This window comes from Pseudomonas sp. RIT-PI-r, assembly GCF_001297015.1.
Lineage (GTDB): Bacteria > Pseudomonadota > Gammaproteobacteria > Pseudomonadales > Pseudomonadaceae > Aquipseudomonas.
Genome location: NZ_LIGE01000013.1, coordinates 170,576 through 193,495 on the forward strand (window position 1 = coordinate 170,576; position 22,920 = coordinate 193,495).

The 22,920-nt window shown below is 60.0% G+C and carries 21 protein-coding genes; 10 read left to right on the forward strand and 11 right to left on the reverse strand.

The features are described 5' to 3' along the window. Positions 1 to 4: 4 nt before the first annotated feature. Entirely contained in the window at positions 5 to 952 is a 948-nt protein-coding gene (locus AK821_RS03510) for a choline ABC transporter substrate-binding protein (RefSeq protein ID WP_064388138.1), read from the reverse strand. Between the two features lie 436 nt (positions 953 to 1,388). Here AK821_RS03510 and AK821_RS03515 point away from each other — a divergent pair, with 436 nt between their 5' ends. Beyond that, entirely contained in the window at positions 1,389 to 2,765 is a 1,377-nt protein-coding gene (locus AK821_RS03515) for an L-serine ammonia-lyase (RefSeq protein WP_064388139.1), read from the forward strand. 513 nt (positions 2,766 to 3,278) lie between these two features. Further along, positions 3,279 to 4,382, forward strand: a complete 1,104-nt coding sequence (locus tag AK821_RS03520) for a GlxA family transcriptional regulator (protein WP_007949927.1) — start codon at positions 3,279 to 3,281, stop codon at positions 4,380 to 4,382. Between the two features lie 88 nt (positions 4,383 to 4,470). On the opposite strand, the gene AK821_RS03525 is transcribed toward AK821_RS03520, so the two are convergent. From AK821_RS03525 to AK821_RS03550, 6 genes are all read right to left on the reverse strand, one after another. Then, on the reverse strand, positions 4,471 to 4,734 hold the full coding sequence (locus tag AK821_RS03525; RefSeq protein WP_016983943.1) for a hypothetical protein: 264 nt from the start codon (positions 4,732 to 4,734) through the stop codon (positions 4,471 to 4,473). Positions 4,735 to 5,079: 345 nt separating this feature from the next. Next, positions 5,080 to 6,243 carry a gamma-butyrobetaine dioxygenase gene (locus AK821_RS03530; protein WP_064388140.1) on the reverse strand — a complete coding sequence of 388 codons (1,164 nt, stop codon included), beginning with the start codon at positions 6,241 to 6,243 and terminating at the stop codon, positions 5,080 to 5,082. Between the two features lie 24 nt (positions 6,244 to 6,267). After that, positions 6,268 to 6,744: a thioesterase family protein gene (locus tag AK821_RS03535; protein ID WP_064388141.1), complete on the reverse strand. Its 477-nt coding sequence runs from the start codon at positions 6,742 to 6,744 to the stop codon at positions 6,268 to 6,270. Positions 6,745 to 6,985: 241 nt separating this feature from the next. Beyond that, a complete protein-coding gene (locus tag AK821_RS03540) occupies positions 6,986 to 7,951 on the reverse strand; it encodes an L-carnitine dehydrogenase (protein ID WP_064388142.1) in 966 nt (321 codons plus the stop codon). A gap of 142 nt (positions 7,952 to 8,093) precedes the next feature. After that, positions 8,094 to 8,981, reverse strand: a complete 888-nt coding sequence (locus tag AK821_RS03545; RefSeq protein ID WP_016983621.1) for a 3-keto-5-aminohexanoate cleavage protein — start codon at positions 8,979 to 8,981, stop codon at positions 8,094 to 8,096. A gap of 82 nt (positions 8,982 to 9,063) precedes the next feature. Then, positions 9,064 to 10,008 carry a choline ABC transporter substrate-binding protein gene (locus AK821_RS03550; protein WP_064388143.1) on the reverse strand — a complete coding sequence of 315 codons (945 nt, stop codon included), beginning with the start codon at positions 10,006 to 10,008 and terminating at the stop codon, positions 9,064 to 9,066. Between the two features lie 191 nt (positions 10,009 to 10,199). Between AK821_RS03550 and AK821_RS03555 the strand changes: the two genes are divergently transcribed. After that, positions 10,200 to 11,144, forward strand: a complete 945-nt coding sequence (locus tag AK821_RS03555) for a GlxA family transcriptional regulator (protein WP_064388144.1) — start codon at positions 10,200 to 10,202, stop codon at positions 11,142 to 11,144. Between the two features lie 84 nt (positions 11,145 to 11,228). On the opposite strand, the gene AK821_RS03560 is transcribed toward AK821_RS03555, so the two are convergent. Next, complete coding sequence (locus tag AK821_RS03560; protein ID WP_064388145.1) at positions 11,229 to 11,645, reverse strand: DUF3010 family protein; 417 nt, start codon at positions 11,643 to 11,645, stop codon at positions 11,229 to 11,231. Positions 11,646 to 11,874: 229 nt separating this feature from the next. Here AK821_RS03560 and AK821_RS03565 point away from each other — a divergent pair, with 229 nt between their 5' ends. Further along, entirely contained in the window at positions 11,875 to 12,840 is a 966-nt protein-coding gene (locus tag AK821_RS03565) for a tyrosinase family protein (protein ID WP_064388146.1), read from the forward strand. Positions 12,841 to 12,903: 63 nt separating this feature from the next. Here AK821_RS03565 and AK821_RS03570 read toward each other — a convergent pair whose 3' ends face one another. From AK821_RS03570 to AK821_RS03580, 3 genes are all read right to left on the reverse strand, one after another. After that, positions 12,904 to 13,227, reverse strand: coding sequence for a helix-turn-helix domain-containing protein (locus AK821_RS03570; protein ID WP_064388147.1), 324 nt, complete (start codon positions 13,225 to 13,227; stop codon positions 12,904 to 12,906). Next, positions 13,211 to 13,465: a type II toxin-antitoxin system RelE family toxin gene (locus AK821_RS03575; RefSeq protein WP_064388148.1), complete on the reverse strand. Its 255-nt coding sequence runs from the start codon at positions 13,463 to 13,465 to the stop codon at positions 13,211 to 13,213. Before AK821_RS03575 ends, AK821_RS03570 begins: the two co-directional genes overlap by 17 nt. Positions 13,466 to 13,677: 212 nt before the next feature. Further along, positions 13,678 to 14,079, reverse strand: coding sequence for a lysozyme inhibitor LprI family protein (locus AK821_RS03580; RefSeq protein ID WP_008083168.1), 402 nt, complete (start codon positions 14,077 to 14,079; stop codon positions 13,678 to 13,680). Between the two features lie 234 nt (positions 14,080 to 14,313). On the opposite strand from AK821_RS03580, the gene AK821_RS03585 reads away from it, so the two are divergent. From AK821_RS03585 to etfB, 6 genes are all read left to right on the forward strand, one after another. Then, complete coding sequence (locus AK821_RS03585) at positions 14,314 to 15,291, forward strand: dipeptidase (protein WP_007962626.1); 978 nt, start codon at positions 14,314 to 14,316, stop codon at positions 15,289 to 15,291. Between the two features lie 107 nt (positions 15,292 to 15,398). After that, positions 15,399 to 15,929, forward strand: a complete 531-nt coding sequence (locus AK821_RS03590) for a DUF5943 domain-containing protein (protein ID WP_064388149.1) — start codon at positions 15,399 to 15,401, stop codon at positions 15,927 to 15,929. A gap of 15 nt (positions 15,930 to 15,944) precedes the next feature. Further along, the gene (gene dgcA / locus AK821_RS03595; protein WP_064388150.1) at positions 15,945 to 18,005 is read left to right on the forward strand and encodes a dimethylglycine demethylation protein DgcA; all 2,061 of its coding nucleotides are present in this window, start codon (positions 15,945 to 15,947) and stop codon (positions 18,003 to 18,005) included. A 162-nt stretch (positions 18,006 to 18,167) separates the two neighbouring features. Beyond that, positions 18,168 to 20,117 carry a dimethylglycine demethylation protein DgcB gene (dgcB, locus tag AK821_RS03600; protein WP_064388151.1) on the forward strand — a complete coding sequence of 650 codons (1,950 nt, stop codon included), beginning with the start codon at positions 18,168 to 18,170 and terminating at the stop codon, positions 20,115 to 20,117. After that, positions 20,117 to 21,337 carry an electron transfer flavoprotein subunit alpha gene (gene etfA / locus AK821_RS03605; RefSeq protein ID WP_064388152.1) on the forward strand — a complete coding sequence of 407 codons (1,221 nt, stop codon included), beginning with the start codon at positions 20,117 to 20,119 and terminating at the stop codon, positions 21,335 to 21,337. Before dgcB ends, etfA begins: the two co-directional genes overlap by 1 nt. Positions 21,338 to 21,346: 9 nt before the next feature. Further along, the gene (gene etfB / locus AK821_RS03610; protein WP_064388153.1) at positions 21,347 to 22,117 is read left to right on the forward strand and encodes an electron transfer flavoprotein subunit beta; all 771 of its coding nucleotides are present in this window, start codon (positions 21,347 to 21,349) and stop codon (positions 22,115 to 22,117) included. Positions 22,118 to 22,920 lie beyond the last annotated feature (803 nt).

Here is a 22,920-nt window from a genome sequence, read left to right on the forward strand (position 1 = left end):
GCGATTACTGACTAATTTTGGCTTTCACGGCCTCCAGGCCAGGTTTACCGTCAATGGTGGTCACGCCAGCGAGCCAGGTATCGAGCACTTGTGGATTCTTTTTCAGCCAGGCCTTGGCGGCCGCGTCAGGCTTCATCTTGTCGTCGAGGATGTTGCCCATCAGTTCACTCTCCATGTCGACGGTGAACTCCAGGTTCTTCAGCAACTGACCGACGTTGCTGCATTCCGCGGCGTAACCCTTGCGGGTGTTGGTCGCCACGGTCGCCGCACCGAAATCGGGGCCGAAGAAATCATCGCCACCGGTCAGATATTGAATCTTGAAGCGCTTGTTCATCGGGTGTGGCGCCCAGCCGAGGAAGACCACGGCGGTGTCGCGTTTTTGCGCGCGATCCACTTGCGAGAGCATGCCTGCTTCGGAGGATTCGACGACTTTGAAACCGGCGGTCTTCAGGCCGAAGGCGTCCTTGTCGATCATGCTCTGGATCAGCCGGTTGCCGTCGTTGCCAGGCTCGATGCCGTAGATCTTACCGTCGAGTTCCTTCTTGAATTTGGCGATGTCGGCGAAGTCATGCAGACCTTTGTCATACAGGGCTTGCGGCACGGCGAGGGTGTACTTGGCGCCCTTGAGGTTGGTGCGCACGGTTTCCACGGTGCCGGCGTCGCGGTAGGCCTTGATGTCGTTTTCCATGGTCGGCATCCAGTTGCCGAGGAACACGTCCATGTTCTTGCCGTCAGCCAGCGACTTATAGGTCACGGGCACGGAGATCATGGTGGTCTTGGTCTTGTAGCCGAGGGCGTTGAGCACGACGGAGGTGGTGGCGGTGGTCGCGGTAATGTCGGTCCAGCCGACATCGGAGAAGTTAACGGTACTGCACTGCGCCGGTTCTGCAGCTTGCGCCAGTAACGGCAGACTCAGCATGGCGGCCAACAACAACGACGGGGAACCTTTCATGGATGGACTCCTTGGTGTTTTTTTTGGCAGTGTTCCGACTGTGGACCACCGCACTTATAGGTTGCGGTTGGATGGCGTTCTGGAGACAGCTCTGTCACGGCGCCTTGCAATCGAGTCATAACGATCATGTACCAGTGAAAATCTGACGCCTACAGGGGGGGTCGTATCCAGTACAGGGATGGTCGTATCCAGTGTCAGTGACGTCGTTTACAGCTTTTTTTCGCCCCGATTGGCCATCTGAACCGCATGAAAACGGTGAAAACCGGGGTGAAAACGGCGCGGCGCTGGTGGACATGAGTGCGTCGGTGTCAGACGCCGTGCGTCCCGACAAAAGCCTGATGATGCGGGCATTCCGGCGGATCGCAGCTTGAGCGTAGCAGCTCCGCCAGCGGGCGCTTTTGCGCCCCGGACCGGTATCCTCAGGAGCTCTGCAGCAATGGCTATCAGCGTTTTCGACCTGTTCAAAATCGGCATTGGCCCTTCCAGTTCCCACACCGTCGGGCCGATGCGCGCGGCGGCGTTGTTCGTCGAGTCCTTAAGGGGCAAGCATCAACTGGAACAGGTGCGGCGAATCGAGGTGCAGCTGTACGGTTCGTTGTCGGCCACGGGGATCGGTCACGGCAGCGACAACGCGGTGATCATGGGCCTGATGGGCGAGTGGCCGGACGCAATCGACCCGGCGCAGATCGGCCCGCGCATCCAGGCCCTGCGTGAAACTCACACACTGTTATTGGATGGCCGCTTGGCGGTGCCGTTTGTCTGGGCACGGGACATGCGCCTGATCGATGAGAACCTGCCGTTCCACCCCAATGCCATGACCATTGTTGCCGAGGGCGATCACGGCGAGCTGCATCGCGACACCTACTATTCGGTTGGTGGCGGCTTCGTCGTTGATGAAGCGCAGGCGTCCAGTGGCGTGGACGGTCTGGGTCGCACTGAACTGCCTTACGACTTTTCCAGCGCGGTTGAATTGCTGGAACTGTGCAAGAGCAACAACCTGCGCGTTGCCGAACTGATGATGGCCAACGAAAAGGTCTGGCGCAGAGAAGAAGAGATCCGCGCCGGGCTGATGAAGTTGTGGCGGGGGGTGCAGGGTTGCGTCGAGCAGGGGCTCAAGCACGAAGGCATCTTGCCCGGTGGGTTGGATGTGCGGCGGCGTGCGGCGAAGTTGCATCGCAGTCTGCAGGAATTGGGCAAGCCCAATGTGATCGGCTCGACGCTCAGTGCGATGGAGTGGGTCAATCTGTTTGCGCTGGCTGTTAATGAAGAGAACGCGGCGGGTGGGCGCATGGTCACGGCGCCGACCAATGGCGCCGCGGGGATCATTCCGGCGGTGCTGCACTACTTTATGAAGTTCAGCGAAGCGGTGACTGACGCCAACGTGGTCGACTACTTCCTGGGTGCGGCGGCGGTGGGGATTCTGTGCAAGAAGAATGCTTCGATCTCCGGTGCCGAGGTTGGCTGTCAGGGCGAAGTGGGTTCGGCGTGCGCGATGGCAGCGGCGGGGCTGGCGGAGATTCTTGGCGCTACGCCGGAGCAGTTGTGCAACGCGGCGGAAATTGGCCTGGAGCATAACCTTGGGCTGACTTGCGATCCGGTCGGCGGTTTGGTGCAGGTGCCGTGTATCGAACGCAATGCGATTGCGGCGGTGAAGGCGATCAACGCGGCACAGATGGCATTGCGCGGCGATGGTCAGCACTTTATTTCGCTGGATCGGGTGATTCGCACCATGCGCGATACCGGTGCCGATATGCATGACAAATATAAAGAGACTTCGCGCGGTGGCCTGGCGGTCAGCGCTGTGGAGTGCTGAGACCGCATCGGCCCAATCGCGAGCAGGCTCACTCCTACAGGTGAACGCATTCCAAATGTAGGAGTGAGCCTGCTCGCGATAGCGTCAGACCAGTCAAAACTGCTCACCAAGTGAACACAGACAATAAACCACGCCACCTTTTAGCGCGTCGCAATCAGATAAGAGTCTTTCCCACCTGTTACACGCGCCCAGCCTCCCTACCGTCCGTCACCCGTGCTTGCGGTGACACTCCCCGCAAATCGCGCGCAGGCCAGTTCCCACAAGTGCTACCGATTTGCTCACGCACCTTGGGGCAGGGCTTCCTCAGTCGCTAATGGCACTTCGAAATACCTCTCGTCGGACCGCTCGTATAGACACGTCGCGACGTCGTTTTCAGGAGTTATTGAACAGCCATTCAATTTTAGGCATGGCAATTGCTCTGTCATAACAAAGCCCGTCTCCCACGCGAGAACGCTGGCAATAACAAGAGCCTCGCCTGAGGCCATCACCCGCTTTGTGTGAGGAGATACCGCGATGACGTCGTTCAACTCCGGGGCCCAACCCCAGAACCGTGCGCCTCAATCCATCGGCTTTCTGCTGCTGGACAATTTCACGCTGATTTCTCTGGCCTCCGCAGTAGAACCCCTGCGCATGGCCAACCAATTGTCCGGTCGCGAGCTGTATCGCTGGAGCACACTCACCGTCGATGGCGGTCAGGTGTGGGCCAGTGACGGTCTGCAAATCACCCCTGACGCTTCCATGCACAAAGCTCCGCCCCTGGACACCGTGATCGTCTGCGGCGGTATCGGCATTCAACGCACCGTTACCCGTGAACACGTCTCGTGGCTGCAAAGCCAGGCGCGTCAGTCCAAGCGCCTCGGCGCCGTGTGCACCGGCAGTTGGGCACTGGCTTGCGCCGGCCTGCTCGACGGTTTCGATTGCAGCGTGCACTGGGAATGTCTGGCGGCGATGCAGGAAGCTTTCCCGCGCGTGGCCATGAGCACCCGTTTGTTCACCCTCGACCGTAATCGTTTCACCAGCTCCGGCGGCACCGCGCCGCTGGACATGATGCTGCACCTGATCAGCCGCGATCACGGCCGTGAACTGTCTGCGGCGATCTCGGAAATGTTCGTCTACGAACGCATCCGCAACGAGCAGGATCACCAGCGCGTGCCGCTCAAGCACATGCTCGGCACCAACCAGCCAAAGCTGCAGGAAATCGTCGCGTTGATGGAAGCCAATCTGGAAGAGCCGATCGACCTCGACGAGCTGGCGGTGTATGTCGCCGTGTCGCGTCGACAGCTGGAGCGGCTGTTCCAGAAATACCTGCACTGCTCGCCGTCGCGTTACTACCTGAAGCTGCGCCTGATTCGCGCCCGGCAGTTGCTCAAGCAGACGCCGATGTCGATCATCGAAGTGGCGTCGGTGTGTGGTTTCGTCTCGACGCCGCACTTCTCCAAGTGCTACCGCGAATACTTCGGCATTCCGCCGCGTGACGAGCGCGTAGGCTCCAACACCACCCAGCAAGTGGCGATGCTGCCGCTGCCGCAGGCGATCGTGATGTCGCCGCTGTCGGGGCCGATGTCGGCGTTGAGTCAGGCGCGCAATGAATCGACGTTTGCCAGCGTAAGGCTATAAAGCAAAAGATCGCAGCCTTCGGCAGCTCCTACAGGGATATGCATTCCAATGTAGGAGCTGCCGAAGGCTGCGATCTTTTGATCTGCTGTCAGGCGCTATGGCTTTGCTGATAGTCCGCCAATGCCGGCAACAACTGCTTGTCGATCGCCTGCCGCACCGCCGGCTGGATACTGGCGCCGCTGGTGTACATGTCCTTGACCATCTTGCGCAGTTCAAACGCGCGCACATTATCCAGGCCGCGCACTGCACACTCGCACGCCTGATCGGCGGTCGTGCCACTGGGTACTTGAATACCCAACGCCTTGAGCTGGCCCAGCAAATCTTCCTGATCGATCAAATCGGCATACATCATGACGCGCATCCTTCTTCGGTAACGGAGGTCGTGGCTCGATTCTGGTAGCCATGCCGGGGTACGGCAAGGGCGATTTGTCGCAGTGGCTGCGACGGCTATGAACAGGTCGTTTTCGGCTAACTCGCCGCTCAAGGGAGTGGGCACACTGAACTCAGCTTGCAACACGAAGGTTTGGTCACCCTCGCACGGCAGCTCCTCAACAGTAGCTTGCGCCCCGATCCTGTCACGGCTGGTATTGGGGCTTTTTTTTGCCTGCTGCAAAGCGAAAGATCGCAGCCTTCGGCAGCTCCTACAGGGAACGTATTCCAATGTAGGAGCTGCCGAAGGCTGCGATCTTTTAACGGTCTAGCGTTGCAACACGAGGATCCGCGACAACAACTCATCCCGGTCGATATAGCAGCCCTGAAAATGCCGCGCCCCCGTGCCCGGGTCAAACGCATTGCGCGCATGCAGCGTGCGGCGATTATCGAAGCACCACAGCTCACCGGGAACGAGCCGCTGCATCAGCCGAAACCGTGGCTCACGGGTCATCGCAATGAAACGTCGATAAGCCTGATACAACCGTGGCATCTGCTCCACCGAGGTATCAAACGCCCCGCGAAGAAAGTTCGCCATGCGGATTTCAGCGACACGCCCCAACGTATCCAGAGCAATGATCGGCGCCAGGCAGCGATAGTCGCTGTGCCGATCCTTGTTGCGAAACTCCACGGGGATTTCACACAGGGCCTTGAATGACTCGGGATCTTCCTGGCGCAACGCATCGGCAATCGCAAACCCGTCGACAAAAATACTCTCGCCACCCTCGGCGTCATTCACCAGGCAATGCAGAAACTGCAGGCCCGGTTGCAGCTCGCGGGTGGGCAGATCGGTGTGCAACGGTAAATTGAAAGCGGTGTAGGCATTGCTGTCGGCATCGGCCTTGGACTGCACGTTGAACAGCACGCCGAAGTTGCTTTCACGAATGAAGGAAATACGTTGCGCGATGAGCTTGAGCGAACCGGGTTCGGTGGGTACGCCGCGCACTTGCGTCAGGCCGATGTCGCGCACGGCGAGCAACCATTGCAGCAGAGCGGCGTTGTCGTTCATCAGCGCCGCGTATTCGAACACCGGGAGTTGCAGATCGCTACGCCATAGAAAGGGCTTGGGTTTGGCGGCCAAGCGTTCGGCGCGGGATTCATCATCGTAGGCATGCGCGCGCAACCAGCCCGGATCGAAACGGCTGAGGTGACCGTCCTGCCAGTCGACGCGCAGGCAGCCATCGGTATCGATGTGCGCGGCCGCTGGTTTCAGGTCATCAGCCGCGTCGACGATCTCGAAAACCTGTTCGCGGGTGATGTTGTAGACACACTGCTGACATGGGCAGTTGTCCCGCAGCCAGACATGGTGAAACGGGCTGACGCGACCGTCAGCCCATTCGATGGCAACGCGATCCGCCAGGGTCTGCACGCCACCGAGCGCGCTGATCAACGGATAAGTACGGAAATCGGCAACAGCGGCAGCGGTGTTCATGGCGGCTCCTTGCGATGGATGGATTTACCTTGCAGGTGGCAGCGCGATGACGCGGCCGATGTAAGCGGGAGCGGGCAGGTCTTGTTGTTCGGCGACGATGCTTTGCAGGCGGCTCAAGGTGTCCGCGCTGAACAGTGCCGAACGCGGGCCGGCGAGGTCGACGTGCAGCAGCATCTGTTCGTTGCCGGCCAGTTCCTGTTCGTCACCGACCTTGTGCAGGCTGTGATAGAGGTGCAGGCGTTTGCTGTCGTGGCCGATGATTTGCGTGCGCACTTCAACCTCGGTATCGAGCTTCACTTCGTGCAGATAGTTGAGGTGCAGTTCGAGGGTGAACAGCGAGTGGCCGCTGGCTTCGCGGTTGTTGCTGTCCATGCCGAGGCGATCCATCAGGGCATCGGTGGCGTAGCTGAAAATCAGCAGGTAGAAGGCATCGCGCAGGTGGCCGTTGTAGTCGACCCAGTCGGGGATGATTTTGGTTTGGTAGGTGGTGAGCTGGGGCATGGTTTGGGTTCCGGCAGTTAGGTGGTTTTCAAGATCAAAAGCTACCCCCTCACCCCAGCCCTCCCGAAACGTCGGACCGCCCCCAAGGGGGCGAGGGGGAAAGGGAGCCGATCGGGGGCCTTTCAAAACTTGAGTTCGGCTCGATAAATCAGGTCGGTGCGGCTCGCATAAACACCGCGGTCGGTCCCCTCTACCTCTGGGAGAGGGCTAGGGTGAGGGCCACGATGTCATGCCAGAAACATCACTCGCTGAACGCCATCCCATGCTTCTCCTTGGTAGTCTTCACCGCCTCCAGCACCGCCAGCAAACAATCATCACGATAACGCTCCAGCGCCGAAATACTGTGACGACCAAGCTGATCGCTGGTGCCATCCACCACATCATCAATCAACTTGTCAGTCAGCTCCGGCGCCGGCAGATAGGTCCACGGCAACTGCAACGCCGGGCCGAATTGCGACATGAAGTGACGCATGCCCGCATCGCCACCGGCCAGCGTGTAAGTCAGGAACGTGCCCATGAACGACCAGCGCAACCCGGCGCCAAAACGGATCGCATCGTCGATTTCGCCAGTGGTCGCCACGCCGTCATTGACCAGGTGCAGGGCCTCACGCCACAACGCTTCAAGCAGGCGGTCGGCAATGAACCCCGGCACCTCCTTGCGCACGTGCAACGGACGCATGCCGAGGGATTCGTAGACTTTCATCGCTGCTTGCACAGCTTCCGGCGCGGTGTTCTTGCCACCGACCACTTCCACCAGCGGCAGCAGATAAACCGGGTTGAACGGGTGGCCGACCACGCAGCGTTCCGGGTGCTTTGAGCTCTCGTAGAACTCACTTGGCAGCAGGCCCGAGGTACTCGAACCGATCAACGCATTGGGCTTGGCCGCGGCGCTGATCTTGCTGTGCAGATCGAGTTTCAGCTCGAGACGTTCCGGGGCGCTTTCCTGAATGAAATCGGCATCGCGCACGCACTCTTCGATGGTCGCGACAAAGCGCAGACGATCCTGCGAAGCGCCCGGCGCCAGACCGTTTTTCTCCAGCGCGCCCCAGGCATTGGCCACACGTTTGCGCAGTGCTGCTTCGGCGCCGGGGGCCGGATCCCAAGCCACCACGTCGAGGCCGTGGGCGAGGGCGCGCGCGACCCAGCCGCTGCCGATGACACCGCTGCCCAGCGCAGCGAAGGTTTTGATTTCGGTGATAAAGCTCATGGCGACATTCCTGAATAGTTCGGCGATCAACTGTGGGAGCGAGCCTGCTCGCGAATGCGCTGGCTCTGCTGCTGAAGATGCTTCGGATGTACCGGCCTCTTCGCGAGCAGGCTCGCTCCCACAGGGTTTTGAGGTGAGTTCGTTAGCCGCGCTGGGTCAGGCCCATTTTTTTGCGACCTTCCGCCGGGGTCAGCACGCGCGCACCGAGGCGGCTGAGGATCTCGGTGGCGCGCTCAACCAATTGGCCATTGGTCGCCAGCACACCCTTGTCCAGCCACAGGTTGTCTTCCAGCCCGACCCGCACGTTGCCGCCGAGCAGCACCGCTTGCGCCGCCATCGGCATCTGCATCCGGCCAATCCCGAACCCGGCCCACACCGCATCGGCGGGCAGGTTGTCGACCATGGCTTTCATCGTGGTGGTATCCGCCGGCGCGCCCCACGGGATGCCCAGACACAGCTGGAACAACGGGTTATCGAGCAAACCTTCCTTGATCATCTGCTTGGCAAACCACAGATGCCCGGTGTCGAAAATCTCCAGCTCAGCCTTCACGCCCAGCTCGGTGATGCGCTTGGCGCCAGCACGCAGTTGCGCCGGGGTGGAGACGTAAATGGTGTCGCCATCGCCGAAGTTCAGCGTGCCGCAGTCGAGGGTGCAGATTTCCGGCAGCAACTCTTCAACGTGAGCGAGACGGGTCAGCGGGCCAACCAGATCAGTGTTCGGGCCGAACTCCATCGGGTTCTCGCCAGCACCGATCTCCAGGTCGCCGCCCATGCCGGCGGTGAGGTTGACGATGATGTCGACGTCGGCCTCGCGGATGCGCTCCATCACTTCGCGGTACAGCGCCACGTCGCGGCTGAACTTGCCGGTCTGCGGATCGCGCACATGGCAGTGCACGACGGTGGCGCCGGCCTTGGCCGCTTCAACGGCTGCCGCTGCGATCTGTTTCGGGGTGACCGGCACGTGCGGGCTCTTGGCGGTCGTGTCGCCAGCACCGGTGAGTGCGCAGGTGATGATGACGTCGTGGTTCATGGTGCGGTTTCCTTCAGGCGTGATGGGTCTGTCCGCAGCCCTTTTCGGGGCTGCGAAGCGTCGGTCAGGGTGAGGGTGGCGGTTATTTGCTGGTCAGCTGGAGGTTTTCAGCGGCCGGTTTGCCATCGAACGTGGTCACACCTTCCAGCCAGCGCTGCTTGTCTTCCGGGTGATCCTTGAGCCATTGCCTGGCCGATTCGAAGGCGTCCTTGTGGTCGAGCAGCGGCTGCATCATCCGGCTCTCGTCCTCGGCGGTGAACGTCAGGTTGGTCAGCAGGCGACCGATGTTCGGGCACTGCTCGGCGTATTTCGGCGAGGTGACGGTCCACACGGTGGCCATGCCTTCATTCGGGCCGAGAGCGTCGTCACTGCCGGTCAGATAGGTCATCTGCACGTTGACGTTCATCGGGTGCGGCGCCCAGCCGAAGAACACCACGGCCTCTTTGCGGCGCACGGCGCGATCAACGGCGGCGAGCATCCCGGCTTCGCTGGACTCGACCAACTGGAACTTGCCGAGGCCAAACTGGTTCTTCGCGATCATTGCCTTGATCTGCGTGTTGGCGCCCGAGCCTGGCTCGATGCCGTAAATCTTGCCGCCCAGCTCTTTTTCGAACTTGGCGATGTCGGCGAAGGTTTTCAGGCCCTTGTCGGCCAGATAGGTCGGCACCGCGAGGGTCGCGCGAGCGTCTTTCAGGCTCGGCGCTTCAAGCACTTTGACCTGATTGGCATCGACGAAAGGGGTGATGGTCTGGGTCATCAGCGGGTTCCAGTAACCGAGGAACAGGTCCAGGCGCTGATCGCGGATCCCGGCGAAGATGATTTGCTGGGAGGCGCTGGTTTGTTTGGTGTTGTAGCCGAGGCCGTCGAGCAGGACCTGGGTCATGGCACTGGTGGCGATCACGTCGGTCCAGTTGACCACGCCCATGCGTACGTTCTGGCACGAGGCGGGTTCGGCCGCCATGACGCTGGCGCTCAAGAAAGCGGTACCGCTGAGTGCAAGAACACAGCTGCTGATCAGTCGTTTCATGTCGGGTTCCTCGGCAGGTCGTTATTGTGAGTTCCGGCATCTGTCGTGCCGGTGATGCAAAGTTACGCAGCTATACGCCCATGAAAGCGCACTGCGGCGACTGGCATTTGCACTGTAGCGACCTGCGGTCTTGAATGCCGAAGACAACTGGCGTATCAACATCCCACGCTACCCGCCAACCGAGTGCGCCCATGTCCCAGGATTTCTACTTTTTGCTGATGCCGGGGTTCTCCGCCATCGGCTTTATTTCCGCGATCGAACCGCTGCGCGTGGCCAACCGCTTTCGTGGCGAGTTGTATCGCTGGCACGTGTTGAGCGCTGATGGCGGGGCGGTGCTGGCGAGCAATGGCATGTCGGTCAATGCCGATGCGGCACTGGAGCCGTTGAAGAAAGGCGCGACGTTGTTGGTGGTGGCTGGGTTTGAACCGCTGAAATTCGCCACGCCAGCGCTGGAGCACTGGTTGCGGCGGCTGGATAACGACGGCGTGACACTCGGCGCCATCGACACCGGCAGCTTTGTCCTTGCCGAGGCGGGCCTGCTCGATGGCCATCGCCTGACCCTGCACTGGGAAGCCATCGACGCGTTCAAGGAATCTTATCCACAGCTCAGCGTGACCCAAGAGCTGTTCGAGATCGACCGTCGGCGCATCACCTCGGCGGGCGGCACCGCTTCGATTGATTTGATGCTCGATCTGATCGCCCAGGCCCACGGCCCGCAGCTGGCGATTCAGGTCAGCGAGCAGTTTGTACTGGGGCGCATCCGTCCGCGCAAAGACCACCAGCGCATGGAAGTCGCCACGCGTTACGGGATCAGCAACAAGAAACTGGTGCAAGTGATCGGCGAGATGGAGCAGCACAGCGAACCGCCGCTGACCACGCTGCAACTGGCGGATTCGATCAAGGTGACGCGGCGGCAATTGGAGCGCTTGTTTCGGCTGCACTTGAACGATACGCCGAGCAATTTCTATCTGCGCCTGCGCCTGGAAAAGGCCCGGCAGCTGCTGCGCCAGACCGACATGAGCGTGCTCGAAGTCAGCATTGCCTGCGGGTTTGAATCACCGTCGTACTTCACCCGCAGCTACCGGGCACGCTTTGCGCGCTGCCCGCGCGAAGACCGGCGTACCGCCCAGGCCTAACATCAAAAGATCGCAGCCTGCGGCAGCTCCTACATGGAAATACATTCCAATGTAGGAGCTGCCGCAGGCTGCGATCTTTTGATCTTACTTCTTCACCAGCGCCGAACACGCTGCCTTGTAAGCCTCATGCTGATACTTGTTCAGCGTCCCCGGCAGCTCGAAATTATGCTTCTTCGCCTGCGCATTGATCGTCTGCGGCGACAACAACGTCACTTCACAGCCATCCAGCAGCTGCAAAATCCCCTCAATCTTGAACGTCGTCGGCCCACCGGCAAACTCACCCTTCTTGCTGCGCTTCTTGATCGCAATCCGGTCAACCGAGTTCTCGCGCACAAACGACGCCACCTGCGCCGCGAACAGCTTCACGTTGGCCGCCTCGTCATCGTCTTCGAGGGCGATCTTCTTGGTGGCAAGGGGGACATGGCTCAAAGCCGAACCGTCGAGAGCGGCCACGGCGATGATTGCTTCGCTGCCTTTGATTTCGATGCCGCAGATGTTCATGGGCGAGTGACCTTATGAGCGAATTGGATGGCGGTCATGTTGACGCAGTCGGGCGGTCAAGTCACTTCGCGTCGGCGCCCCAACGGTGCAATACCGCTGGTCAGAAATCGTCGCTGACCTGTAATTTCTGACAGTAGACGGCCTTCCGACTGGCGCCTAGCTTGGTTGTCGGAGGATTGGGACGATTGTCGCCCTTTCTACACCTAACCTCGCTCAAGGGATTGAAGACATGAAGCAGCGCAAGAACATTCGCTCGCTGACCCCAATCGAAAAAGACAACTTCGTCGATGCCTGCCTCCAGCTCAAACAGTCAGGCCAATACGATGAGTATGTGCATCTGCATCACCAGGTCATGAAGCCCACCGTGCTGCCACATGAACCAAACGATCCGAACTACCGCAATGGTGCCCACCGTGGGCCTTCGTTCCTGCCTTGGCACCGCGCGTTTTTGCTGAAGTTCGAAAATGACCTTCAGGCGATTAACCCCTCCATCACGATCCCGTACTGGAACTGGACCGAAGATGCAGCCGATCCGCACAACTCTCCAGTGTGGGCTGAGGATTTTATGGGCGGCAATGGTGTTGAAGGCGATGACTGGCGTGTAGCAACCGGTCGGTTTGCCTATAAACACGGTCAATGGCCGGTTCCCTCCTATCCGGATGACGATTTGCCAGGTCCTGGTTTGAAGCGCCAGTTCGGGCTGGTTGTAAACTCATTGCCGACCCCGGAAGATCTGCAAATGGCTTTGCGCGAAAGTCTTTACGACACCCCGCCTTATGATTCCGGCCCGACTGTGCGCGGCTTCCGAAATCGTCTGGAAGGCTGGATCACCCAGCGCGGTGATCCGCAGGTAACCACTGCGGGTTCACAACTGCATAATCGCGTCCACCTTTGGGTGGGCGGCAATATGTTGCCGATGACCTCTCCAGATGATCCGGTGTTCTTCCTGCATCACTGCTTTGTCGACAAGGTGTGGGCAGACTGGCAGTCACTGATGCTCCAGAGCAACGAACGTTGGGCGCCGCATTACGCGCCGCTGGTTAATGGTCCGAAAGGACATAACTATGATGATGTGCTCGAACCGTTTGCTCAGACTGCTCGGGACGTGAGCGACATCGCTGACCTGGGGTATGAATATGAGGCGCCACGTCTGATCCTCGATCACGCGAAACCTCGGTCTCCTTTTCACGACTGATGCTGGCATCGGGTGGCGGTGTGAATGCCTGGCTTTTGCAGCAGGCAAACACGCCGTTACCGGCTAGAGCTCAAGCTGCTCAGAGCTGATTCCAAAGGCCGCCGCAATCTTTTCGCGAGTTGCTTTTCGTGGCTTGGACACCGTTTCCTGTTGAGCAAACGCCGGTTGCGAAATGCCCATGCGTTTGGCGACTTCTTCCTGAGTCAGGTTGAGGTGCTCGCGCCAGGCACGGATCGGTGTCGCCCCGTCGACCATGCGGCTAACCACCTCATGGGGGATCAGATCGGGCTGCATTTTTTGCGCAACGTATTGCGCGTATGGAATGACCACGAAGGCTGGGTTGCCCTCTGCGTCGTTGATGATTTGGATGTCAGTAGGTGCGTTCATCGCGTTTCTTGACCTCTTGAATACTGACCACTTTGATTGCGCCATCCCAGTCGAACATGACTCGATAATTACCGACACGCAGGCGGTAGGCGTAGTCATGGCCAATCAGTGCTTTGACATTGCCGACATCAGGCATGTCGGCAAGCGCCGTAACGGCATCTCGAACCTGTACCTGATGCACAGAGTGCAATTTCAAGAGTTGCTTAACGGCCTTTCGTGTCCAGTGGATGCTGTTCATGGAAGAATATAAGTCTTTTATAAGATTCGCGAATATTTACTTATATTTTTAAAGTGGCCAATCAAGAACAGTTGTCAGGGTATTGCGTGAAGCGCCCGTAGATCGGGGCTTTCACGCAATAGGTGTAGGCGAAGTCGGCATGTGCCGTAAGAAGAAGAGATTCACGAGGCAATTGCAGAAAGCAGTGCCAATTTTCCTTCAAATTTTGAGGACTATTCCTGCCCAATCGACTCCAAAAACTCCGACCGTTCATCACTCATCCGCGCCACGCAATCATTCTGCGCAATTGTGAACGCCTTGCTGCCAGCGGTAGCCGGGAACGCTTCCACCGCGCAATCGGCATCCCGCGTCTTCAGCCATTGTTGCTGGGCGGTCTTGAGCTTGGCGGTGATATCCGCCAGTTGCGTGGCGTTTTTGCCGTACGCGGTCTGCATGCGTTCGGTCAGGCTGGCGTAGTTGTCCTTGAGCAGGTCTTCAGCGGTGGTGCGGCTGTAGGTCGAGCATTCCAGGGTCTGGACGTCGTTTTCGACGGCGTCGCAGGGGTTGTTGTCGGACTCTTCGGCGGCGTGTACGCCGGTCGCAATCAAAGCCAAAGCCAGGAAGATCGATTTCATTGTTGTCGCCGCTCTAATCCAGTGGTGTATCCAAGATGCGGGAGATTCTGGCTCAAGCTTGCGGGCTTGAACAGGTAGCTGATCGGAGCGTCTGGCAACCCTTTGTCGCGGATTGACGCTTTCGGCAATTCCCCTGTCGTTTTTGCACCCGGTCGCCCCGGCACCGAGGCATATGCTGGCCCCAAAGCGCCGGCAGACGATTCGGCGCATGAATCGCCAATAAGGGGACGCCTGATGAGCCCAGCCGAATTACACGCCGACAGCATCGTTATCGACGGTCTGATCATTGCCAAATGGAACCGCGAGCTGTTCGAAGACATGCGCAAGGGCGGTCTGACGGCGGCCAACTGCACTGTGTCGGTGTGGGAAGGCTTTCAGGCGACCGTGAACAACATCGCTGCCAGCCAGAAGCTGATCCGCGAAAACAGCGATCTGGTGATGCCGGTGCGTACCACCGCCGACATCCGTCGCGCCAAAGAACAAGGCAAGACCGGCATCCTCTTCGGCTTCCAGAATGCCCACGCCTTTGAAGATCAGATCGGCTATGTCGAGGTGTTCAAGCAGCTCGGCGTCGGCATTGTGCAGATGTGCTACAACACCCAGAACCTGGTGGGCACCGGTTGCTACGAACGTGACGGCGGCCTGTCGGGCTTCGGTCGCGAGATCGTGGCTGAGATGAACCGCGTCGGCGTCATGTGCGACCTGTCCCACGTCGGTTCGAAGACGTCCGAAGAGGTCATCCTCGAATCGAAAAAACCGGTGTGCTATTCCCACTGCCTGCCGTCGGGTCTCAAAGAGCACCCCCGCAACAAGTCCGATGCAGAACTGAAGTTCATTGCTGACCACGGCGGTTTTGTCGGCGTGACCATGTTTGCGCCGTTCCTCGCCAAGGGCATCGATTCGACCATCGACGACTACGCCGAAGCGATCGAATACACCATGAACATCGTTGGCGAAGACGCCATCGGCATCGGCACCGACTTCACTCAGGGTCACGGTCAGGACTTCTTCGAATACCTGACCCACGACAAGGGCTACGCCCGCCGTCTGACCAGCTTCGGCAAGATCATTAACCCGCTGGGCATCCGCACCGTCGGCGAGTTCCCGAACCTGACCGAAACCCTGCTCAAGCGCGGCCATTCCGAGCGCGTGGTGCGCAAGATCATGGGCGAAAACTGGGTCAACGTCCTCAAAGACGTCTGGGGCGAGTAACGCTGACTCAAGACCGCCGCCGAACTGCCCCCTCTCCTGTGGGAGAGGGCCGGGGTGAGGGCAGCGGTCACCACTGAATCCACTATTTTTTCTGGAGTTAAGTTTCCATGGCCAAGATCGCCCCGCAATTGCCAATCGAAGTCGACAGCGAGACCGGTGTCTGGACCTCTGATGCCCTGCCGATGCTCTACGTACCGCGCCACTTTTTCGTCAACAACCACATGGGCATTGAAGAGGTTCTGGGCGCTGAAGCCTACGCCGAGATCCTCTACAAGGCCGGCTACAAATCCGCCTGGCACTGGTGCGAAAAAGAAGCTGAATGCCACGGCCTGGAAGGCGTCGCGGTGTTCGAGCACTACATGAAGCGTCTGTCGCAACGCGGCTGGGGCCTGTTCAGGATCCAGGACATCGACCTCGACAAAGGCACCGCCAGCGTCAAGCTCGAACACTCGGCATTCGTCTACGTCTACGGCAAGGTCGGGCGCAAAGTCGACTACATGTTCACCGGTTGGTTTGCCGGTGCCATGGATCAGATTCTTGAGGCGCGCGGCAGCAAGATTCGCACGGTTGCCGAGCAAGTTTACGGTGGCTCTGAAGAAGGCCACGACGACGGCCTGTTCACCGTCAAGCCGTTGTAAGTCGAGGAACCCGCCATGGCTTTCGAAGCAATGTTCCAGCCGATCCAGATCGGCAAACTGACCATCCGCAACCGCGTGCTCAGCACTGCGCACGCCGAGGTCTACGCGACTGACGGTGGCATGACCACCGACCGGTACGTCAAGTATTACGAAGAGAAAGCCAAGGGCGGCATCGGCCTGGCGATCTGTGGCGGTTCCTCCGTGGTCGCCATCGACAGCCCGCAGGAGTGGTGGAGCTCGGTGAACTTGTCCACCGACCGGATCATTCCGCATTTCCAGAATCTGGCGGACGCCATGCACAAGCACGGCGCCAAGATCATGATTCAGATTACCCACATGGGCCGGCGCTCGCGCTGGGACGGCTTCAACTGGCCGACCCTGATGTCGCCGTCGGGCATCCGTGAACCGGTGCACCGCGCCACCTGCAAAACCATTGAGCCGGAAGAAATCTGGCGGGTGATCGGCAACTACGCCCAGGCCGCGCGCCGGGCTAAGGCCGGTGGCCTCGACGGCGTTGAACTGTCGGCGGTGCACCAGCACATGATCGACCAGTTCTGGAGTCCGCGCGTCAACAAGCGTACCGACGAATGGGGCGGCACCTTTGAAGGCCGGATGAAGTTCGGTCTGGAAGTGCTGAAAGCCGTGCGCGCCGAGGTCGGTGATGACTTCTGCGTCGGCATGCGTCTGTGCGGTGACGAGTTCCACCCGGACGGTTTGTCCCACGAGGACATGAAGCAGATCGCCAAGTATTACGACGACACCGGCATGCTCGACTTCATCGGCGTCGTCGGCTCGGGTTGTGACACCCACAACACCCTGGCCAACGTGATTCCGAACATGAGTTATCCACCGGAGCCGTTCCTGCATCTGGCCGCCGGGATCAAGGAAGTGGTCAAGGTGCCGGTGCTGCACGCACAGAACATCAAGGACCCGAACCAGGCTACGCGGATTCTTGAAGGCGGTTACGTCGACATGGTCGGCATGACCCGTGCGCACATCGCTGACCCGCACCTGATCGCCAAGATCAAGATGGGCCAGATCGACCAGATCAAGCAGTGTGTCGGCGCCAACTATTGCATCGACCGCCAGTACCAAGGTCTGGACGTGCTGTGCATCCAGAACGCCGCGACGTCCCGTGAATACATGGGCGTGCCGCACATCATCGAGAAATCCACCGGGCCGAAACGCAAAGTGGTGATCGTCGGTGCCGGCCCTGCCGGCATGGAAGCGGCACGCGTTGCCGCCGAGCGTGGCCACGACGTGACCCTGTTCGAGAAAAAGGAATTCATCGGTGGGCAAATCACCACCGCATCGAAAGCACCGCAGCGCGACCAGATCGCCGGCATCGCCCGCTGGTTCCAGCTGGAACTGGCGCGGCTGAAAGTCGATCTGCGTCTGGGCACGGCGGCTGATGCCGACACCATCATGGACTTGCGTCCGGACGTAGTGGTGCTGGCGGTCGGCGGGCATCCGTATCTGGAACAGAACGAACACTGGGGCGCTGCCGAAGGGCTGGCGGTCAGCAGCTGGGACGTGCTCGCCGGCAAGGTCGCGCCGGGCAAGAACGTGCTGGTCTACGACACCATTTGCGAGTTCACCGGGATGTCGGTCGCCGACTTCCTCGCCGACAAGGGCAGCCAGGTCGAGATCGTCACCGACGACATCAAGCCGGGCGTGGCCATCGGCGGTACGTCGTTCCCGACCTACTACCGCAGCATGTACCCGAAAGAAGTGATCATGACCGGCGACATGATGCTCGAGAAGGTCTATCGCGAAGGCGACAAACTGGTTGCGGTGCTGGAGAACGAATACACCGGCGCCAAAGAGGAGCGGGTGGTCGACCAGGTGGTGGTGGAAAACGGCGTGCGTCCGGATGAGGAAATCTACTACGCGCTCAAAGAGGGTTCGCGCAACAAGGGCCAGATCGACGTCGAAGCGTTGTTCGCGATCCAGCCACAACCTTCGCTGAGCGAGGCGGGCGACGGCTACTTGCTGTTCCGCATCGGCGACTGCGTGGCGCAGCGCAACACCCACGCCGCCATTTATGACGCCCTGCGGCTCTGCAAGGATTTCTAAGCCTCGCGAACGATCGTTCCCACGCTCCGCGTGGGAATGCCGCAATGGACGCTCCGCGTCCGCTTTGGGACGCGGAGCGTCCCGGGATGCATTCCCACGCAGAGCGTGGGAACGATCATTGAACGCCGTGTTTCTCCAGGTTGTACTGGTGGGAGCTTCACCATGTTGAACACCCTTCTTCCAATCCTGTTGTTCGCAGCTATCGGCCTTGGTGTCCTTGGCGCGTTGCGGCGGGTGGCCATGTGGCGTCGGGGCCGGGCCTCGAAGGTCGATCTGATCGGCGGCCTGTTGGCCATGCCCAAGCGTTACATGGTCGATTTGCACCATGTGGTGGCGCGGGACAAATACATCGCCAACACCCACGTGGCCACGGCCGGCGGTGCGGTGGCGTCGATTGTGCTGGCGCTGCTGGTGCACGGTTTCGGCCTGCATAACCGCATTCTCGGTTACGCCTTGCTGCTGATGACGGCGGTGATGTTCGTCGGCGCGATCTTCGTTTATCTGCGTCGGCGCAACCCGCCCGCGCGGCTGTCGAAAGGCCCGTGGATGCGCCTGCCGAAAAGCCTGCCGGCGGTCTCGGCGTCGTTCTTCCTGCTGACCTTGCCAGTGGCTGGAATCCTGCCGGAGAACTTCGGCGGCTGGGTGCTTGCGGCGATTCTGGGGATTGGTGTGCTGTGGGGCGTGTCGGAGTTGTTCTTCGGCATGACCTGGGGCGGGCCGATGAAACACGCCTTTGCCGGTGCCTTGCACTTGGCTTGGCATCGTCGCGCCGAACGCTTTGGCGGCGGTCGTTCCACCGGTTTGAAGCCGCTGGATCTGAACGATCCGAACGCACCACTGGGGGTGGAAAAACCCAAGGATTTCACCTGGAACCAGTTGCTCGGTTTCGACGCCTGCGTGCAGTGCGGCAAGTGCGAAGCAGCCTGCCCGGCCTTCGCCGCCGGCCAGCCACTGAACCCGAAAAAACTGATTCAGGACATGGTCGTCGGCCTCGCCGGTGGCACCGATGCCAAGTTTGCCGGCAGTCCTTATCCTGGCAAACCTGTGGGCGAACACAGCGGCAATCCGCATCAACCGATCGTCAACGGCTTGGTCGACGCTGAAACCCTGTGGTCGTGCACCACCTGCCGTGCCTGCGTTGAGGAATGCCCGATGATGATCGAGCACGTCGACGCCATCGTCGACATGCGCCGTCACCTGACCCTGGAAAAAGGCGCGACGCCGAACAAGGGCGCCGAAGTCCTCGAAAATCTGATCGCTACCGACAACCCGGGCGGTTTTGCGCCGGGCGGGCGGATGAACTGGGCGGCGGATCTGAACCTCAATCTGCTCAGCGAAAAGAAATCCACCGACGTGCTGTTCTGGGTTGGCGACGGTGCTTTTGACATGCGTAACCAGCGCACCCTGCGCGCGTTCGTCAAAGTGCTGAAAGCGGCGAAAATCGACTTCGCCGTGCTCGGTCTCGAAGAGCGTGACAGTGGCGATGTGGCGCGGCGTCTCGGCGATGAAGCGACCTTCCAGTTGCTCGCCAAACGCAACATCCAGACTCTGGCCAAATACAGCTTCAACCGCATTGTCACTTGCGATCCGCACAGCTTCCACGTGCTGAAAAACGAGTACGGCGCGTTCGACGGCAACTACCTGGTGCAGCACCACAGCACCTACATGGCGGAAATCATTCAGGCCGGTGCACTCAATCTCGGACAGCACAAAGGCAACAGCGTGACTTATCACGATCCGTGCTACCTCGGCCGCTACAACGGCGAGTACGAAGCGCCGCGTGAAGTGCTGCGTGCGCTCGGTATTGAAGTCAAAGAGATGCAACGTTCCGGCTTCCGTTCGCGCTGCTGCGGCGGCGGTGGCGGGGCGCCGATCACCGACATTCCGGGCAAGCAACGGATACCTGATATGCGCATGGAAGACATCCGCGAGACCGGCGCCGAACTGGTGGCCGTGGGTTGTCCACAGTGCACGGCGATGCTCGAAGGCGTGGTCGAACCGCGTCCGCTGATCAAGGACATCGCTGAACTGGTGGCCGACGCGCTGCTCGAAGACGCCGCGCCGAGCAAGCCTGCCACCCCGGCCAAACGTGAACCTGCGGAGGCCCACTGATGAGCGACATTATCCGCCGCGACCCACGCGCCGAATGGATTGCGCGTAACCGCCTGCATCCGCTGCATGCGGCCATGCAACCGGCGCAACACAGCTGGATGGGGCCCAACGGCGTTATCCGCAAGAACCTGCACGGCATCGGTTTTATCGGCCCCAACGGCATCAAACGGATCGACCGCAGCGGCGCGCAACAGGGCGGGGCGGTCAAACGTTCGGCGGCTGTTGAAGTGCAATTGCCGCTGCATCAAGTGCCGGCCCCGGCGTTCTACATCAGCGTGGTGCCGGACATGGTCGGTGGCCGCTTGAGCAGCCACGACCGTGACTTGCTCGGCCTTGCCCATCAACTCGCTGGCCAGGACGGCGCGGTGTTGGCGGTGGTCTTTGGCGAGCACAAGGAAAATGCTTTCGCCACTGCCGGGGTGGATCGCTTGCTGGTGCTCGAAGGTGAAGAATTCAGCGGTTATGCACCGGAGCAACGCGTGCAAGGTTTGCGCGCTGTGGATAACCAGTTCAATCCACGGCATTGGCTGCTGCCGGACAGTCGCAGCGGTGGTGGTGAACTCGGTCGGCGTTTTGCTGCAGCATTGGGCGAGCGCCCGGCGACGCGGGTCTGGCAGGTCAAGGATCAGGAATGTATAGGCCGCGCTGGCGCCGGTTTGCAAGATCTCGCCCGTCCCGTCGCTCGGTTGATCCTGGCGGCGGCGGAGTGCGCCGAACCGGTCAGTGAAACCCGTCATGAAGCATTACCGGTGGAGTTATCCACAAGTGTCGCGCGCAGCCTGTCGCGGATTGAGGATCTCGGTGCGGTGGCAGTGGACCCGGCGACGATTCCGATGGCCGAAGCGGAGTTCATTTTCTCCGGCGGCAACGGCGTCAAAGACTGGGCGCTGTTCCACGAAACGGCCGCAGTGCTCGGCGCTACCGAAGGCGCTTCGCGGGTCGCCGTGGACGATGGCTTCATGGCCCGTGATCGCCAGGTCGGCGCGTCCGGCACCTGGGTGACCGCGCGGGTGTATGTGGCTGTGGGTATCTCAGGCGCGATCCAGCACCTGCAAGGCATTGGTGCCTGCGACAAGGTCGTGGCAATCAACCTTGATCCGGGTTGCGACATGATCAAGCGTGCCGATTTGTCGGTGATCGGCGAGAGCGCGGAGATTCTTCAGGCGTTGATCGAAGCGGTCGCGGCTTACCGCAACGAAGCCAAGCGCGATGCGGCTTAAGGAAACGCTATGAACACGAAAGTAATCAGTCTGGTTTCAATCGGCGCTCACCCGACTTCCGGGCGGCCACGCCGTGCTGATCAGGACGCGCGCGCCGTGGAACTGGGTCTGCAACTGGCTGGGGATAACCTGCAAGTGCTGCATGCCGGCGACGTTGCGGAACCGGCGTTGCGCGCCTACCTGGGCATGGGGCTGGAACAGATGCACGTGCTGGAGCAACCGGCTGGCGCCGATGCGCTGCCGGCGCTGACCGCGTATCTGCGCGATGCCGGTGCGCAGGTGGTGCTGACCGGCAGCCAGGCAGAAACCGGTGAAGGTTCGGGGATGTTGCCGTTCCTGCTGGCGGAAGGTCTGGGCTGGCCGCTGGTAGTGGGGCTGGCTCAGGTGGAGTCGATCAATGACGGTTCGGCGCTAGTGCTGCAAGCGTTGCCGCGTGGGCAGCGGCGGCGGTTGAAGGTGAAGCTGCCGTTTATGGCAACTGTGGATAACGCTGCGCCGAAGCCTCGGCAGAGTGCCTACGGCCCGGCGCGTCGTGGGGTGCTGGAGGCGGACGACGTTGAAGTTATCGACGATGAACTCCTCGCTGCCGCCACCCTGCAACCGGCCAAACCAAGGCCCAAGCGCCTGAAAGTGATCAAAGCCAAAAGCGGCGCCGACCGCATGAAAGCCGCGACCGCCAAAGCCAGTGGCGGCGGTGGACAGGTGCTCAAAGGAGTTACCGCGCAGGCCGGTGCCGAAGCCATCCTCAAACTGCTGATCGAAGAAGGCGTCGTCCGCTGAAAAGCCCCTCACCCTAGCCCTCTCCCAGAGGGAGAGGGGACCGACCGAGTGGTATTGGCTAATTACATCGACCTGCGATTGCGCGGTGACGTTGGTTTGGCCAAGCCTGAGATCACAATGTTCGTTCAGGTCGATGGAGTTCAAATAGGCGATTCGGTCGGCTCCCTCTCCCTCCGGGAGAGGGCTGGGCGGGCGGCGTTCCGATGAGGGTAGCGGTTTACCCACAGTCCCTGTTGGTCGATCTGTGGATAACATGTTCGCCCCTCTCTACACCCCACGTCATTCAAGCCCTGCAGCTATCCGATCAAAAAACAGCCAGCCTAAGTCACGGATTTTCAGGGCTTTTTCGCCAGGATAACTCAGCAAGTTGCCCCCAATCTCTGTTGGCGCTTCTGTGGATAAGATGTTCGCTATCCGCTGAGACCCTTATAAAACGTGGCCTGTGAAGAATCGATCAAAAAACAATCAATTAATCTGTTTCGACGAAAAACTCCCGCGCAAATCCCGATTTCACACAGCCTCCAAGGCTTTTCCACAGATAAGGCAAAGTTACCCCCGAACTCTGTTGGCGCTTCTGTGGATAACGTGTTCGTCATCCTCTACAGACCATGCAGAACGTGGCTTACAGGAATATGATCAAAAAACAACCAATGCGTCTTGCAAACCGTACTTCTGGATAAGTCACGATTTTTCTTCATAAATCAGTCAGTTATTTTTTCGTTCATCCACAGTTACCCCCATTTGCTGTGGGTGGCTATGTGGATAACTTGTTTGCGAAAGGCTGGGAGGCTTGGTGGGTATGG

Excerpts from the sequence above, each read along its gene's own strand:
- AK821_RS03565 (WP_064388146.1), top strand. The coding sequence starts at position 11,875 with ATGAAGCAGCGCAAGAACATTCGCTCGCTGACCCCAATCGAAAAAGAC.
- AK821_RS03560 (WP_064388145.1), bottom strand. The coding sequence starts at position 11,645 with ATGAACATCTGCGGCATCGAAATCAAAGGCAGCGAAGCAATCATCGCC.
- AK821_RS03515 (WP_064388139.1), top strand. The coding sequence starts at position 1,389 with ATGGCTATCAGCGTTTTCGACCTGTTCAAAATCGGCATTGGCCCTTCC.
- AK821_RS03575 (WP_064388148.1), bottom strand. The coding sequence starts at position 13,465 with ATGAACAGCATCCACTGGACACGAAAGGCCGTTAAGCAACTCTTGAAA.
- AK821_RS03520 (WP_007949927.1), top strand. The coding sequence starts at position 3,279 with ATGACGTCGTTCAACTCCGGGGCCCAACCCCAGAACCGTGCGCCTCAA.
- AK821_RS03580 (WP_008083168.1), bottom strand. The coding sequence starts at position 14,079 with ATGAAATCGATCTTCCTGGCTTTGGCTTTGATTGCGACCGGCGTACAC.
- etfA (WP_064388152.1), top strand. The coding sequence starts at position 20,117 with ATGAGCGACATTATCCGCCGCGACCCACGCGCCGAATGGATTGCGCGT.
- AK821_RS03590 (WP_064388149.1), top strand. The coding sequence starts at position 15,399 with ATGGCCAAGATCGCCCCGCAATTGCCAATCGAAGTCGACAGCGAGACC.
- AK821_RS03525 (WP_016983943.1), bottom strand. The coding sequence starts at position 4,734 with ATGATGTATGCCGATTTGATCGATCAGGAAGATTTGCTGGGCCAGCTC.
- dgcB (WP_064388151.1), top strand. The coding sequence starts at position 18,168 with ATGTTGAACACCCTTCTTCCAATCCTGTTGTTCGCAGCTATCGGCCTT.
- AK821_RS03585 (WP_007962626.1), top strand. The coding sequence starts at position 14,314 with ATGAGCCCAGCCGAATTACACGCCGACAGCATCGTTATCGACGGTCTG.
- AK821_RS03535 (WP_064388141.1), bottom strand. The coding sequence starts at position 6,744 with ATGCCCCAGCTCACCACCTACCAAACCAAAATCATCCCCGACTGGGTC.
- AK821_RS03545 (WP_016983621.1), bottom strand. The coding sequence starts at position 8,981 with ATGAACCACGACGTCATCATCACCTGCGCACTCACCGGTGCTGGCGAC.
- dgcA (WP_064388150.1), top strand. The coding sequence starts at position 15,945 with ATGGCTTTCGAAGCAATGTTCCAGCCGATCCAGATCGGCAAACTGACC.
- etfB (WP_064388153.1), top strand. The coding sequence starts at position 21,347 with ATGAACACGAAAGTAATCAGTCTGGTTTCAATCGGCGCTCACCCGACT.
- AK821_RS03555 (WP_064388144.1), top strand. The coding sequence starts at position 10,200 with ATGTCCCAGGATTTCTACTTTTTGCTGATGCCGGGGTTCTCCGCCATC.
- AK821_RS03540 (WP_064388142.1), bottom strand. The coding sequence starts at position 7,951 with ATGAGCTTTATCACCGAAATCAAAACCTTCGCTGCGCTGGGCAGCGGT.
- AK821_RS03550 (WP_064388143.1), bottom strand. The coding sequence starts at position 10,008 with ATGAAACGACTGATCAGCAGCTGTGTTCTTGCACTCAGCGGTACCGCT.
- AK821_RS03530 (WP_064388140.1), bottom strand. The coding sequence starts at position 6,243 with ATGAACACCGCTGCCGCTGTTGCCGATTTCCGTACTTATCCGTTGATC.
- AK821_RS03570 (WP_064388147.1), bottom strand. The coding sequence starts at position 13,227 with ATGAACGCACCTACTGACATCCAAATCATCAACGACGCAGAGGGCAAC.
- AK821_RS03510 (WP_064388138.1), bottom strand. The coding sequence starts at position 952 with ATGAAAGGTTCCCCGTCGTTGTTGTTGGCCGCCATGCTGAGTCTGCCG.